8 protein-coding genes are annotated in these 15,865 nt (G+C 61.7%); 5 read left to right on the top strand and 3 right to left on the bottom strand.

The genetic code is table 11. The features are described 5' to 3' along the window. Positions 1-23 precede the first annotated feature (23 nt). The 3 genes from SFU85_05405 to SFU85_05395 form a co-directional block, all read right to left on the bottom strand. Positions 24-4,457, bottom strand: coding sequence for a FecR domain-containing protein (locus SFU85_05405; GenBank protein MDX6766206.1), 4,434 nt, complete (start codon positions 4,455-4,457; stop codon positions 24-26). Between the two features lie 9 nt (positions 4,458-4,466). Further along, entirely contained in the window at positions 4,467-5,438 is a 972-nt protein-coding gene (locus tag SFU85_05400) for a hypothetical protein (protein MDX6766205.1), read from the bottom strand. Between the two features lie 93 nt (positions 5,439-5,531). After that, positions 5,532-7,091: an excinuclease ABC subunit UvrC gene (locus SFU85_05395; GenBank protein ID MDX6766204.1), complete on the bottom strand. Its 1,560-nt coding sequence runs from the start codon at positions 7,089-7,091 to the stop codon at positions 5,532-5,534. 28 nt (positions 7,092-7,119) lie between these two features. Here SFU85_05395 and SFU85_05390 point away from each other — a divergent pair, with 28 nt between their 5' ends. From SFU85_05390 to SFU85_05370, 5 genes are all read left to right on the top strand, one after another. Beyond that, positions 7,120-9,225, top strand: coding sequence for a protein-disulfide reductase DsbD family protein (locus tag SFU85_05390; GenBank protein ID MDX6766203.1), 2,106 nt, complete (start codon positions 7,120-7,122; stop codon positions 9,223-9,225). Positions 9,226-9,297: 72 nt separating this feature from the next. Next, positions 9,298-10,434: a hybrid sensor histidine kinase/response regulator gene (locus SFU85_05385; GenBank protein MDX6766202.1), complete on the top strand. Its 1,137-nt coding sequence runs from the start codon at positions 9,298-9,300 to the stop codon at positions 10,432-10,434. A 16-nt stretch (positions 10,435-10,450) separates the two neighbouring features. Further along, positions 10,451-11,872 (top strand): class I SAM-dependent methyltransferase, encoded by a 1,422-nt coding sequence (locus SFU85_05380; protein ID MDX6766201.1) that lies wholly within the window; start codon positions 10,451-10,453, stop codon positions 11,870-11,872. Further along, complete coding sequence (locus SFU85_05375; protein MDX6766200.1) at positions 11,869-14,559, top strand: ATP-binding protein; 2,691 nt, start codon at positions 11,869-11,871, stop codon at positions 14,557-14,559. The genes SFU85_05380 and SFU85_05375 overlap by 4 nt, the downstream gene beginning before the upstream one ends. After that, on the top strand, positions 14,543-15,808 hold the full coding sequence (locus SFU85_05370; protein ID MDX6766199.1) for a hybrid sensor histidine kinase/response regulator: 1,266 nt from the start codon (positions 14,543-14,545) through the stop codon (positions 15,806-15,808). The genes SFU85_05375 and SFU85_05370 overlap by 17 nt, the downstream gene beginning before the upstream one ends. Positions 15,809-15,865 lie beyond the last annotated feature (57 nt).

Genomic DNA, 15,865 nt, shown 5'->3' with positions numbered 1-15,865 from the left:
GGGCAAGGCATTCCTGACGGTCATCAGAAGGACGGGGCGTTGGCCAGGGGCTGGGTGGTGGCCCCGCTGCCGGTGAAGAGCCCGGTCGTGTTGCCATTCCCGCCGTTGATGGCGGAGTAGTTGGCCACATTGGTGAAGACTTGGGCGGCCGGGCCGGTGACATTGACCGTAACCCCGTTGTTGATGGTCACGGTCTGGCCGCGGATGTATTTCACCCCGCTGCCATCCAAGTTGGTGTTGGCGACAAAGATGACTCCGTTGCCCGCGGTGGTGCCCCCGTAGAGTTTCATGAGGGATGAGGCTTCGATGGTCGATCCGCCAATGACGAGATTGCCGTTGCTGTTGATTGCGCCCAATTTGACGATGTCGGCCCGGAGGGTGGCGTTGTCGATGACGACGCTGGCATTGTTGCCGGTGGCCTGCAGATCTATGGTGCCAAGGTTTGACAGATTGGCCATATGGGTCATGGCGTAGAGTTCGGAACTGTTCCTGACGTAAACCGCGCGATTGCTGGTGGGATTGGAGGAACCGTAGGCGATGTTGGAAATGAGCTTGATGAGCCCACCCTGGGAGGCCTTGGTGAAGGTGTTGGTTTTGTCAGAGGTGGCCAAATTGGAACCGTTGATTTCGATCTCCGCGCCCGTCGCGGTGAGCTGGATGCTGCCACCCTGCGAACTGATCGGAGTGACGCCCCCGGCCGCACCGGCCGTGGCATCAATCTTGGCCGCGCCCTGGAGCTTCATGTTCGACGAGGACGAGATCTGAACCGATCCGCCGTTGCCGCCTTCGCCACCGGTAACCGAGGCATTGCCGCCGGCCACGGAAATGAGGCCGCCGTTCATGTCAAAGCCCTGGGCCGCATTCAGGATGATCTGGCCGCCGCTGCCACCGTTGAAGGTTCCAATGCCGGAGCTGCCGCCCTCGGAAAGGATGCCTCCGCCGCTCGAAACTTTGACCTTGGGGGAGGTGATGTTGATGACCGCACCATTGCCACCGGGACCGGAGGGATTGTCCGCGCCACTGGATTTGGCGTAAAGGATGTCCGAGCCGGAGTTGCCAAAACCCAGCCCCGAGGAAGCATCGAGGATGTTGAGGTTGAGGTTGTATCCGTTGTTTCCGGGGTTGATTCCGGCAAAATTGATTCCGCCGGAGGAGGAGAGCCTGTTCAGTTGGATGTTCCCGGTGTTGGGACTTTGCGGATTCGGGCTGATGAAATCCACATCCAGATCCGCGGAAGAACCCTGGATGGAATTGGACTTGATCCAGAAAGCGGTCGAGTTCCCGGCTTGTTGGATCTGGACGGAGTTGGCTGTGATCGTGGTGTTGGGGGCGGTGATCCGGTTGGTTTGGACGGTTCCACGGGCCAGAACGTTGGCGCCGGTGCCGGTAACGGTGAGGTTCCCGGTGCTGATGCTGCTGGTGGTGCCATTGGCCGTGACCCCGTTGACCGCATTGATGTTGAAGGCAAAGATATCGCCATCGGCATAAATCTGGTTGGCGCTGAGATCACCCTGGACGTTGATCCTGCCTTCCCCGCCGATCCCGCCATCAAAAGCGGCCAGCCCACCGGTCACGAAGATGTTGCCGGAAAAATCGTCGATGCTCCCCTTGTTGACCCATAGTTGGGTCAATCCATTGACGGCGCCGAAGCCGGACAGCTTGCGGATTCCGCTGAGTTGGAACGGCCCACTCAACGTGCCGCCACCCAGTTCCAATTCGACCTTGAGGTTGGGATTGGTGATGAACTGGCTTTGCAGCAGGGTGATGTCCTCGGCGAAGAATTTAACCAGTGAAGGATTGGCGGCCAGGAATGAAACGCCCCCCCATTCGATGAGGTCGGTGGAATTGAGTTCGACGGATGGGCTTTCAAAGGAGCCTCCATTCAGTGAGATCAGCGGAGAATAGACGCGCAGGGTAGAAGTGGCGGCCAGGGCGGTGTTGTTGAATTGGACATCAAAGCCGCCGATCTCGATGTTGGAGGCATTGACCGTGCCGCCATTGAGCTGAATGACCGGGGAGGAAGAGAGAAAGGGTGTTCCGGGGCCATTGGTGACTCCGCCATTTTCCGCAAAGAGGCTGAAGCGACCCGACTGGACATTGCCATTGTAGACAAGATTACCCGTGCCGACCGCCAGGTCAAAATCCGTCAGGCCGACGGAAGAGCCGGAATAGGTCAGATTGTTCTGGGCCAGGGCGCCGAAGGACCCGCCGGATGTTCCTGTGATGACAGAAGTGGCGGAGAAGGTGATGTCCCCCCCGCTGCCGTTGTAATCGCCGAGGGTGTTCCCATCGCGGGCCAGGAAGAAGGCTTCCCTGCCACCCACATCCAAGGTGCCGTTGTTGAACTGGATGTTGCCGTCCTTGGTGATGAGGAAGAAGCCACCGGACAACGGACTCAGGGAGAGCGTCTGGGAGGCAAGATTGATGGCCAAATTGCCCTCCGATACCAAACCCAGGGTGGACTGCGCGTTGGCTCCTGCGGTGGAAATGGGGAATGGACCGGCGATCGTGAGGTTGGCAAATCGGAAAATGGCCGACGGCGTCGGGGCGTTGGCTTGGAAGTTGATGAATTGATCAAAGGGGGACTCCGCTCCGAAAAGATACTCCGCCTTGGAAGCCGCGAGGTCATCGCCAGGCCTGCCGGTCATGATCTTGCCCTCGTAAGTGGCATTGCCCTGGGTGATGGTGGGATTGGTGGAGACGAGGGTGGAAGCATCGAGGGTGTTGAGCCCGGAGATGGTGGTCAGGGGTCCGAGCAGCGCCGGGTTCAGGTTGACGGGCGGCGGTGGCGTGCCGGCGTTCGTTGCGTTTTGAATGGCGGTCAATTGGTCCGGGGTCAGGACGATCGCGCTGTCCCCGCTGAGGATGATCAGATTGGTGTCCCCCAAGAGACCGCTGTCGATCAATTGTTGTTGGCCGCCGATGGCATCCTGGACGGGATCGAGATTGAGGGGGCTGCCGCCGGTGGGATCGACAGCCCCGCCCTGGTCGGCCACCAGCGCGCCATCATTCGGGTCCATTTCCTGGACTAACTTCGAAGTTTTAACCAATAAATCGAGGTTCACATCCACTGCCTCGGGCAGGCGCGTGGTGTTGGGCGGGAAGATGATCATCTGGCCGGGCTGGAGGAGCATCGACTCGCCCACCTGGCCCGTGATGAAGACCCGGACTTCGCCCTCAAGGACGACGACCTTGGCGAAACCCCCATCACCGCCCGTCGATCCGGCACCGTTGCCGCCGCCGGCGACTTGTGGACCGGTGTTGCCTCCCTGGCCCTGGGATTGGGGCGGTTGCAGTTGTTGTTTCTGGCTTTCATCAAGCCGGACCCCGCCGCGCTCAAGCTGGTCGCGCACCTGGGGGAGGAAGGAGGGGGGGATCAAACCGCGGTCGGAGGCCGAACGGAGCGCATCGACCGTCTGGCCGAGGAGACGGCGGAACTCGGGGGAATTGGGATCGAGGTTGCCGCTGCGCCCGCTGCCGAAGAAGCTGGCCCGGCCGGCGGGAACCGGCTGGCCGTTGAAGGCGGAAGCGCCGTGGGCTCCGAGGACGAGCACACGCCCGCCGGAGACAAAAATACCGAAGACGGTGCCACGCGCCGCGCATACGCCCTGCGGGGTGGTGATCTGGTAGTCGACCTGGTTGTACTTGGCCTTGGAAATGATGTTGATCACGCCGCCTTCCTTGAGATTGAGGCGGACCTTGGGCGTTTTGCCGTCGCCCTCGGCGGCATCGACACGGAGGATGGAATTGGGAAGCAACCGGAGGGCCACACCCGGCGCGGGCGAAACCACGGCGGAACCGCTTTCGGCTGTCATGAGGGAACTGCCGGCCGGAATGGATTCTCCGGCGCGCAGGGGACGGAAGGTGGATTCTCCCGGGACGAGGATGCGGGTGGTGCCCTCGACGTTGGAAGCGACGGCACCGGAGCCATCGGAAGCAGGTGCGGCAGCGACGGCGTTCAGGGGAGGCACTGGAGTGGAAAGGTCGGCGGAAGGGAACGTCTGCGGGGAGGGGCCGGCACCGGGTTGGTATTCCACCAGGAGGGTGGTTCCGGTGATGGCGGCGGTGACGGCGGCGGTCTTGATCTGGGCCCCCCCGGCATTCTTGGGCACCTGAAGAAGCATGGTGCCGCGCTTGAGGTCCATGTTGCGGGTGCCCTCTTTGAAGGTGAAGACACTGTTGGCGCCGAGACGGGTGAGGGTCTTGTCGCTGAAGAGCAGCTCGGCCCGGCTCTGCAAACCGGTGACCACGGCCTGCTGGTCGATGACCTTCTGGTTGAGGAGGGCGGGTTTCTGGACGTTGGCCGGCAGTTCCATGATCCGCACGTCATTGACAATGCGGGTCAGGTTGGCCTCTTTGAGAGGTGCGGCCTGGAGGCCGGTGAGGAAGGACAGGGAAGAAAGACCCCACGCCGCCAGAATGGAAAAACCGGGGAAAGGCAGTTTGGTCATGCGCATGGTGGCTCCTTAGAATTTAACGTTCAAATAAACCCCGCCGCCGGCATTGATCGATTCATAATCGAAAACCGGTTCCGAGGAGTTGTTGAAGGTGAAGTTGGTCGAGGCCCCCACGGCGGCCCATTCAGCCAGGTTGTATGAGGTGTTGAGGCCGACATTCTGGTTGAAATCGGTCCGGTCCTGGGCGGAGTAATCAAAGAGCGCGACGCGGTAGGTCAATTGGGCGTCCCAGTGGCGGGTGATGCGTCCGTAAAGCCCGCCCACCAGGGCATAATCCCAACGCTGGGAGTCATAAGGGTCGGAAAGGGAAATGGTCGCGGAGGCGTTGGTGAAGAGGAAGAGGTTGCGGGAAAGGGTGAAGCTCTTGTCCGCACTGAAGATGAACTGGTGGTTGCGGAAAAATTCCCGGCCCAGGGTGGCCTCGGTCAGACGGTTGTAATTGTATGTCGCGCTGGTGGTGACCCCGCCCAAATCCTGCCAGGTGTTTTCCAATCCCGCGCCCGCATCCAGACTGTCGAAGTCCAGTGCGTCAAACTCGTCGTAACGGAAAAATCCCTGCCGGACCCCGGCCACCGCGTAGAGGGTTTCGGTGATCTTGGGTTTCCACTGCACCCCAGCGGAGTGGACCATGTAGGCGTCGGATTCGGCCCCTTTTTTCACAAGGGCCACGTTGTCCGTGAAAAGCACCTGGCTGGAAGCCGTGATTTTGAACGCGTCGTATTCGTTGTTGCGCTTGAGCAGGAGCTGGGCGCCCAGATCAGGGTCGCCTTCGGTCGCCGGGGCTTTTTCCCCTTCCGCCGCGGGTTGGCTTTCCTCCGACCGCAAGGTGGGTTGGTTTTGGAACAAACGGGATTGTTCGATGGAAGCCTGGCCGGACGAGGAGGTCTGGGCGGAAAGTCCGCCTCCGGGGAAACAAATGGCGGCCCAAAAGCCAGTCGATAGCCCAAGGACGCGTAATGATTTTTGACACAAGGCGTGCACTAGAAGGGTACTAACTTTTTACAGACAATTATGCAAGAAAGGAACCGCCGCTTGTTTGCGGACCTGAAATCGACCCGGGCAGCCCACCCGGGTTCAATCCGGCCCGGCAGAGGGATGCTTTGAACGGAGCGAGTAGACCACATCCCCGGGGCCGGCTTCCGATGCCGGAAGCGTCTGGGACGGGGTGCGCTTCAACCTCTGGAAAAAGGCCACCAATTCGCCGGCCAGCTTCTCCCCCACCCCGGGCACTTCCAAAAAGTGCGCCTTGTCCGCGGTTTTCATCCGCTGGACCGAACCGAAACGGGTCAGGAGGGCGCGTTTTTTCGCTTCGCTGACCCCGGGACATTCGTCGAGCACGCTTTCACTCATGCGCTTTTTCATCAATAATTGGTGGTATCCATTGGCGAAGCGGTGGGCCTCATCCCGGATGCGTTGGAGCAGGCGCAGGGCACCCGATTCCGGCGGGAGCACGATGGGCTCCGGGTGGAAAGGGCGGAAAATCTCCTCCCGTTGCTTGGCCAGGCCGATGATGGGCTGGGTTCCCAGACCCAGGGCTTCCAATTCGCGCAAGGCGCTGGAAACCTGGCCTTTGCCGCCGTCGACCACGACCAGATCGGGCATATCCCGTCCCTCGGCGGCCAGCCGGCGGTAGCGCCGCCCGACCACCTCGGCCATGCTGGCGAAATCGTCCTGGCCGTCGACGCCGCGGATGCGGAAACGGCGGTAGCCGGCCCGGTCGGGGCGTCCATTCCGGAATACGACCATGGAAGCGACCTTGTGGGTGACCGAGATGTTGGAGATGTCGAAGCACTCGATGAGGGCGGGCGGGGCTTGCAGCCCGAGCGCATCGCGCAGGAGCGACAGGTCCCGCTCCGGGATGACCGTGGTGGGGATTTCCCGGACAAACTGGCGCCGGGGGGTCGTGGTCTGACGGATGTCCTTCAGCATGTTGCGCAGCAGGGCCGCTTTCTCGAAGTCCAGCCGTTCCGCCGCCCGCCGCATTTCTTCCTCCAATTCCGCCATCATCTCGGCGGAGCGGCCTTCCAGGAAGGCACAGGCTTGTTGGACACGGGCCAGGTATTCGCTGCGGGTGGTTTTGCCGATGCAGGGTGCACAGCAGTTCTTGATGATGTGGTCCAGGCAGTGCCGGTGGTCTTTCTCCCCCGGGATGACCGGCTGGCAGGAACGAAGGCCGTGGATTTTTTTCAGCAGATTGAGCGTGCTGCGCAGGGCCCCCGAATGGGCGAACGGACCGAAATACCGGCAACCGTCCTCCTTGCGCACGCGCGTCAATTGGAAGCGCGGGAAAGGGTCGTTGAGATTGGTTTTGACCAGGAGGAAGCGTTTGTCGTCGCGGAATGATATGTTATAGCGCGGACGGTACTCCTTGATGAGTCGGCCTTCGAGAAGGATGGATTCCGGCTCGGAGTGGACCTCATGCGTTTCCAGATCCCAGATGCTTTCCACGAGGGCGCGGGTTTTCAGGTCTGCGGACATGCGCCGGGAGGGATGGAAATACTGCGCGACGCGGCGGTGGAGATCCCGGGCCTTGCCCACATAGATCACTTTGTGGAAACGGTCCTTGAAAAGGTAGACCCCGGGCTTGTGCGGGAGGGCGCGCACTTTGGGCATGAGGTCGGGCTGGGCGGACATCCCTCCATCTTAACCACGATGGACAGAGATGCACACCCATGTAAATTGGGCCTTCAACCCCTTTTCCGCGACCCCAACTCCGATGCACCGGACCTTGATCCAACTTTTCCCCTTGTTTTTCATCCTGGGGTTGCCCCCGGCCTCCCCGTTGCAGGCCGCGCCCCATACGACGGTGGAAGCGATGGCCGACACCAACGCCATCGTTCCCGGTGTTCCCTTCACAGTGGCCGTGCGCATGAAGATGGAGCCTCATTGGCACACCTATTGGAAAAATCCCGGCGATTCCGGGCTGGCCACCACGATCCAGTGGGCCCTTCCCGAGGGCTTCACCGCGGGCCCGATCCTGTGGCCGGTGCCGAAGCGGATTGAGGCATCCGGCCTGGTCAGTTATGGCTATGAAGGAGAGGTTGTCCTTCTGACCGAACTCACCCCGCCGGCCCAATTGAAGACAGGGCAGAAAATCACCCTCAAGGCACGGGTCGATTGGCTGGAATGCGAGGACATCTGTGTTCCCGGAAACACGGAATGGTCCCTGGTGCTGCCGGTATCCACGCAGGCGCAACCACAGCGAACGCCGCTTTTCGAGCAAGCCCGCAGTCATTTGCCCGTTCCTGCTTCCTTCAGCCCGGTCTTTGAAGACCTGGGCGGCCAATGGCTCCTGCGGGCCATCCTTCCGGATGCGCCTCAGATCCTCTCGGCCTGGTTTTTTCCCGATGCCGGCGAGTCCCTTGATCACGCCCAGAAGCAGGAACTTGAGACGCGCCAAAGTCCGGCCAGGGGTGAATTGCGGCTCCGTCTTCCCAAAGCCGGGAACATCCAATCCCCCGCCTTTTCCGGCGTCCTGCTTGTGGAAACCCCGGCGGGATCCAAGGCTTATGAGATTCCCCCCACTTCCGTCCTCCCGCGCCCCCCGTCCTCCTCGTTTTCTTCTATTGTGTTGTTGGGCTTTATCGGGGGCCTGATTCTCAATCTCATGCCCTGTGTCTTCCCCGTGCTCGGGATCAAGATCATGGGCCTGGTGGGACAATCGGGGGAAAAACGGTCCACCGTGGCCCGGCACGGGCTTGCCTACACTTCCGGGGTGCTGGTTTCGTTTTGGATCCTGGCCGGACTGCTCCTGCTCCTCCGTGCGGGCGGCAGCCAGCTCGGCTGGGGCTTCCAATTGCAAAGCCCGGCCTTCGTTTTCGCCCTCGCCACTTTGATGCTCGTTTTTGCCCTCAACATGGGAGGCGTCTTCGAGGTCGGCACGTCTCTGGTCAGCGCCGGCTCCGCGCTCCCCCTGGCCCGGCGCCCCACCCTCTCGGGCGCCTTTTTTTCCGGGGTGTTGGCCACCATTGTGGCCACCCCCTGTGCCGCACCCTTTCTGGCCCCGGCTTTGGGCGCCGCCCTGGCGCTCCCTCCCGCGCCGGCCCTGGTTCTCTTCACCGTCATCGCCCTGGGACTGGCGTTGCCTTATCTTTTGCTGGCGCTCTTTCCCTTCCTGGCCAACCATCTGCCCCGCCCGGGTCCGTGGATGGAGAGTTTCAAACAGGGGCTGGCTTTCCTGCTCTACGGGGCCTTCGGCTTCCTGCTCTGGGTGTTGTTCGGACAATTGCCGGAATCCTCACAACTGTCTGCCGTTTTGGGTTGGGTCGCCGTGGCGGCGGCGGCCTGGATTTATGGCCGCTGGTGTCCGCCCGCCCGCCCGCCGCGTGTCCGCCGGATGGCCGGTGCCCTGGCCCTCCTCCTGGCCCTGGGCGGGCTGACCGCCGGGTGGCCCACGGCTCCAGGCCAAGATGAAATCCATTGGGAGCCCTGGTCTGCGGAGCGGGTCAGCGCCCTGCGAAAAGAAGGCCGGACGGTTTATGTCGACTTCACCGCCCGCTGGTGCGCCACCTGCCAAACCAACAAGAAAGTGGTCTTCGGCTCAGACGAGGTCCGGACCGCCTTCCGGCTCAAAAATGTGGCAACGCTGAAAGCCGATTGGACCAGCCAGGATCCGGCCATCACCCGCGAACTCGCCCGTTGGGGTCGATCCGCCGTGCCCTTCAACTTGGTTTATCTTCCGAATGCTTCCGATCCCGTGATTCTACCCGAAATCCTGACCCCGGGGGTGGTGTTGAGAGCCCTCGGTGAAATAAGTCCGGCTCACTGACTCGGTTCTTGAACTAAATCGCGTTTTTCCTTATCGTGGGCTTTGCGCCAGTTCCCCCCAACCACGATCACCATGCCTCCTGCCTTGCAACCTGTGGCCTCGCCTTCCGCTGCCCTGGGGAGTGTATTGGTCATTGATGATGATCCTTCAGTCCGCGCCTCGCTCAGCATGGTCCTGGGGTCGCGCTACCGGGTGCTCGAAGCAGGTACCGCCGAGGAAGGTCTCAATCTCTTGCGCTTGGAGAAGCCGGTGGCGATCACCCTCGACCTCTGCCTGCCGCGCGTCGACGGCCTGCAGGCCCTGCGGGAGATCCGCCGGTTCAACCGGGCCATCCCGGTCATCATCCTGACCGGACACGCCACTTTGGAATCGGCCAAACAGGCCCTCCGCAGTGGGGCCAGCGATTATTTGGAAAAACCTTTCCATGCCGCCAATCTGCTGGGCGCGCTCGATGCCCATATCAACCGGGTCCATGCCTTCCCGCCGCCCCCGACGGATCTGGCGCGGGTACAGGAGTCCACCGGCCGCGATCCCCTCCGCCATTGGGATATCCTGCACGATATCCGCAATCCGCTCACCGTGGTCAAATTGCAATGCGACCACATCCTCGATATCTGCGGAAGAGTAAACCTCAGCGACGCCGAAAAAATCAAGTTGGTCCAGGCATCCGCGCACACCGCCGGCAAGCAGGCCGGTTTTTGTGGAGAACTCATCAGCCAGGGCAGTGACTTGGGTCGCATGCTAGAACAGGCGCCCGAACCCCTCGACTTGAATGAGGTCTTGCAGACCGTGCGCGAGGACATCATCCACCTTGCGGTGGAACGCGGCATCACGCTTTGCACCCGTTTTCCCTCCGGGGCCCTCCCCATGCGGGGGCACGCCCGCTCCCTCAGGAGGATGCTCAACAACCTCTGCCTCAACGCCATCCAGGCCGCCCCGCTATCGACCGGACGGGTGGATTTTCTCGCCCGGTATGAGGAACATCAGATCCATATTTCGGTGCGTGACAACGGGCCCGGCATCCCGCCCCATGCGTTGGACTCCATATTCCTCCCTTACTACACCACCAAGGGCAACCAGGGTTCCGGTCTTGGGCTCCATATAGCCCGTTTGATCGCCCGAGCCCACCGGGGCGACATCACCGCCCAAAATCTTCCCGGGGGTGGGTGCCGTTTCGACGTCGTTCTGCCCAGGGAAACCCCCGCCTGAACCCTGAGCCCCCCGCATGGCCACCCCCATTCAGGAAAAAGAGACCTTCATACTGTGCAAAAACAGCCAGGGAATGCCCGTCCGCGGCTCATCCCTGCGGTTGACCCGCTACATCATCGCCTTTGAGGTCTACAACCCCTACAGCATCCTCCAACTTTCCGAAGTTCTCAACGACTTCCAGATCCACCTCAACAACCACCTCGTCTACTCCGGGCGAGCGGTCGTCAGCTCGCTCGTCAACACCGGCATCATCCTCGTCTGTGAGGCCACCCTGGAAGACGGATGGTTGGATGTCGATCTCTTCAATCCTTCGTACGCCGGCGACCGCATCCGGTCGGAATTCGAAGGCTTCCTCCTCGAGTGGAAGAAACTCCAGGTGGTGGCGCCGGACTTCAAGATCCTGGTTGCGGACATGCACACCCTGCTGGCCGATCTCCGCCGCTGGTTGGAACAGGTGGAGCTGGGCATCCGTTCCTCGGGCAACAGCTCAGACCGCAATAAAATAGAAAGGGACGTCATCCATGAACTGGGCGGCCTGATTCTTCCCACCGTGGAGGACATCTTTGTGCGTTTTGAAGGACTGGCCGAGGGTATCGAAGCCCCGCTCCAGCCCTTGCACCGCGCTTATGCCCGGCGCCAGCTCCACCCCCTCACTTTGTGCTCGCCCTTCTTTTGGCGCACGTTCACCAAACCCCTGGGCTATGCCGGTGATTACGAGATGGTGAACATGATCCTGCGCGACCCCATCGAGGGGGCCTCCCTCTTCGCCAAACTGCTCAACATGCACTTTTTGCGCCTCCCGGCGGGGGAGGCCCACCGCAACCGCGTCATCTATCTGCGCGACTGTCTCCGCGGCGAGACGCAGCGCTGTGCCGCCCGCGGCCAGCCGGCCCGGATCTTCAATCTGGGTTGTGGCCCGGCCAAGGAGGTGCAGAGCTTCCTGACCGAAGACGACCTCTGCGACCGTGCCCACCTCACCCTCCTCGACTTCAACGAGGAAACCATCCAGAACACCGGGCATGCCCTCGGCAATCTCCGGGCCCATCTCGGACGCCGAACCCAGATCCGCATGCTCCAGCGTTCCGTCCACCAGATCCTCAAAGACGGCCCGGAACCCGGGGCCGCACCGGGCACGGTCTATGACTTCATCTACTGCGCCGGCCTTTTCGATTACCTCTCCGACCGCATCTGCAAACGCCTGGTGGAAATTTTTTACGACCTCCTGGCCCCTGACGGGTTGCTCGTCGTCACCAACGTCGATCTCAAAAACCCCTCCCGCCACATGATGGAATACCTCATGGAGTGGCACCTGATCTACCGGACCGCCGACCAACTGGGCCGCCTCGCTCCGGCCAAAGCCGACCCCTCCCGCTGCCAGGTCCGTTCGGACAGCACGGGGGTCAACATTTTCCTGGAAATCCGCAAGCCTGCCGCATGAAACCGGACGCCGCCAGCCAGAGTCCGCTCGAGCGTGATTTCCTCGATTACAACCGCGATTTCCGCATCAGCACATCCAAGGTCGGTTGTCTGCTCGCCTTCGTCCTGATGCCCGCAGGCACCCTTCTCGACCATTTCGTTTACCCGGAAATGGCCGGCTCCTTCCTCTTCCTCCGCCTCATTTGCGCCGCCCTGGCCGGCGTCCTTTTCCTCCTCCTTTCCTGGCCGGCCTTCGCCCGGCGCTGGTTCCGCGAACTCGGGCTTTCCTGGTTCATCCTTCCCTCCGCCTTCATATGCCTGATGATCTACCAGTCCGAGGGCGTGCGTTCACCTTATTACGCCGGACTCACCCTGGTGCTCATCGCCGTCAGCTGGGTCGCCCAGGTCACGGTGCTGGAGAGTGCCACCGCCTTCATCCTCACCCTTGCGATGTATGTCGCCGCCTGCAGCCTCCAGGGGGACTCCGACACGCGACTGCTATTCAACAACCTCTATTTCATCATCCTCACCGGGGTGGTCATGATCACGGGAAACTATTTCCTCAACCGGCTCCGTTTCCGTGAGTTCGCCAACCGCCAGCAACTCGATGCCAGCCGACGCGAAATTGAATCGAGCCACCGCAAGCTCATGGAGCTCGACCAGATGAAGGGCCGGTTCTTTGCCAACATCAGCCATGAACTCCGCACGCCGCTCACGCTGCTCGTCGCCCCGCTCGAACGACTCCGCACCTCCGCCGCCCGCACAGCCGAGGAATCCGGGCTCCTCGACCTGATGCACAACAACGCGCTCCGCCTGCTCAAACTGATCAACGATCTTCTTGAATTGGTCCGCCTGCAGGAAGGCAAAACCACACTCGACCTTGTCCGCGTCGCCCCTTCCGACTTCCTCCACGGCCTCGCCCGGCTGGCCCAGCCCTTGGCGGAAAGAAACAAAGTCACCCTCAGCCTGTCGATTGCCGACGGCCTTGGTGAATTGCAGGCCGATCCCGACAAAATGGAAAAAGCCGTCCTCAACCTCCTTTTCAACGCGCTCAAATTCACGCCCGCCGGAGGCACCGTCACCCTCGGGGCCCGCGATACGGCGGAGAATCTGGAGATCACCGTGGCCGACACCGGTCCGGGCATCCCCCCCGAAGACCAGCAACGCATCTTTGATCCATTCTGGCAGGCCGACCAGGCCAGCACACGCAAGCACCAGGGCGCTGGGCTCGGGCTCGCTCTGGTCAAAGACCTGACCGAGGCCCATGGCGGCAGCGTGCGACTGGACTCCACCCCCGGTCACGGGGCCACCTTCACCCTTTTGTTCCCCAGGGTCCCGGCAGCCATGGCCCCCACCGCCGCGTCCAACACCCCCGTCCCTCCGGCCCCCGCCGAGAAGGCCGTTCCGGCCGCTCCCACCGAAGAAACGACCGACCCCTGGCTGGCCAATCTCTATCGCAAGGCCGAATACTTCCCCACGCTGGCCCCGCCCTCCGAAAACGGGACCCAAACCTCCATCCCCGACGGCGACCCCGATTTGCCGGTCATCCTGATCGCGGATGATGAACCGCAAATGCTCCGTTTCCTGTCATCCCAGCTTTCCCGCGAGTTCCATGTCCTCGCCGCACGGGATGGACGGGAAGCCCTCGACCTCATCCACCGGCACCAACCCCAGCTTGCCGTCCTTGATTACATGATGCCCGCACTGGACGGCCTGGCCACTTGCAAGGCGTTGCGCCAGCAGGAGGCGACCCGCCACCTGCCTGTCATCCTTCTCACCGCGCGGGCCGATGAGGAATCCCGCTTGCAGACCCTGGAGGCAGGCGCCACCGATTTCCTGACCAAGCCGTTTTCCGGCATCGAACTCCTCGTCCGTTGCCGCAATCTGGTCAGGCTCCGCGCGGCCCAGACAGAACTATCCCGGACGCTGGAAACCCTCCGTGAAACCGAAGACCAATTGGTCCACTCCGCCAAAATGGCGTCCCTCGGCCAACTCAGCGCCGGTATTTTGCACGAGGTCAACAACCCGCTGAACTTTTCCTCCGGCGCCCTCCGTGCGATCGAACGGCGCTTGGATTCGCTCGCCAGTAATGAAGGCCGGGCCACTCTGGAGGAAATGCTCCGCGACCTCCGCACCGGTCTGGAGCGCGCACAGAAGATCACCTCCGACCTCCGCTCATTCACCCACCCCGACGCCACCGATGTGCGCCCCGTCCAGATGGAGGAAGTCTTCCGCATCGCCCGGGCTTTGGTCAGCCACCAACTCCAAGGGGTCTCACTGACCCAGGAGTGCGACCCCAGGCTCGGCATTGAAGGAAACGCCAACCAGCTCGTCCACCTCGTCACCAATCTCCTGCAGAACGCCCTGGACAGCCTGGCGGAGCAACCGGCCCAGGGCACCATCCACCTCTCATGGAAGGGACGCAACAACCACGCCGAATTGGCCGTGCGCGACAACGGGGCCGGCATCCCCCCGGATATCCAGAAGCGTGTTTTTGACCCTTTTTTCACCACCAAGGAAGTCGGCAAAGGCGTCGGCCTCGGCCTGAGCACCTGTTACCGCATTGCCTGCCAGCACGGGGCCACCATCCACGTCCGCTCCGAACCCGGCCGCTTCTGCGAATTCACCGTCCAATTCCCCTTGCCAGACTCTGTACCCAACCTATCATCCCATCCCACGGAGAACCTCCGCCATGCAGGAAACCTATAATTACCGCAAATTCAGCATTCTTTTCGTCGATGACGAGGAGCTCTCGCTGAAATATTTCACGTTCAACCTGGAATCGGTATTCCATGTGCTCACCGCGGCCAACGCCACCGACGGCCTGATGCTGCTCCAGAAACACGGCGACCAGATCGGCATCATCGTCACCGACCAGCGCATGCCGGGCGAGACCGGGGTCGAATTCCTGGAAAAGGCCCGCAAGATCCAACCGCGCGCCCTGCGCATCATGGCCACCGCCTATGCGGACATGGACGCCACCATCCAGGCGGTCAATACCGGGGCCATCTACAAATACATCACCAAACCCTTCGACTACGCCAATCTTGAGCTCACCCTCCGCCGGGCGATGGAGTTCTACATCGTCCAACAGGAACGCGACCATCTCTTGCGGGAAAAAATCTCCGCCATCCACCGCATGATGCTCACCGACCGGCTTCTCAGCCTCGGCATCATGGCCAGCGGGCTCGGCCACCACCTCCGCAATTCCCTAACGGCGGTCAAGGCCTTCCTCGATCTCGCACCGGCCAAGCTGGCCCAGGAGAACATCAGTCTGCAGCACCTCCAGGACCCTTCCTACTGGAACGAATTTTACAAAAAAGCCCAGGACCAGCTTGAGGGCATCGTCGGCTTCCTCCACGACATCGACGGCTACGTCACCCCGCCGGCATCACGGTTCGACGACCGGCTTGATATCCCAACCGCCGTGCGCGAGGCCTATGCCCCGCAAACGGCCGCCTTCGCCGCCAATTCCATCCGTCTCGTGCTGGAGGAATCCAATGGTTTGCCCGCCATCCAGGCCAACCAGAAACTCTTCCTCCAGATCTTCGAGTCCCTCGGAAGGGAGCAGATCAAGCTTTTGCCCAAAGGCGGTGAAATCCGCATCGGATTCAAGCTCTCCCCGGCCAATGCCATCGGCGGGCCACGGGTGACCATCGACATCCATGACAATGGCCCGGGGTTCCCCGAAAACGCGCTCTTCCGGCTCTTCGATCCTTTTTACATCCAGCCCGAGTCCCCCTCCGATCTGGGCATTGGTCTGCTCTCGGTCTTCTTCCTGGTCTATCATCACGGTGGGACCCTCAGCGTCCATTCGCAGCCCGGGACCGGCACCCAATTCACCCTCAACTTTCCCGTGCAGCCCGTTTCATCCGAATCCGGCGACAAAAGCGACCTCAGCTTCCTCAACCGCGTCTTCGAGGTTGAAAGCGCCTGGGAACGCCTGTTGATGAACTGATCCCTTTCCGGGCGGCGGGCAAGGCGGCGCCAATGGAACTCCAATCGGGCATCGATC

This window comes from Candidatus Methylacidiphilales bacterium, from assembly GCA_033875315.1.
GTDB lineage: Bacteria > Verrucomicrobiota > Verrucomicrobiia > Methylacidiphilales > CAZTYG01 > JANRJG01.
The sequence above is the reverse complement of the archived record's forward strand: the minus strand, read 5'-3'. Positions and strand labels throughout refer to the sequence as shown.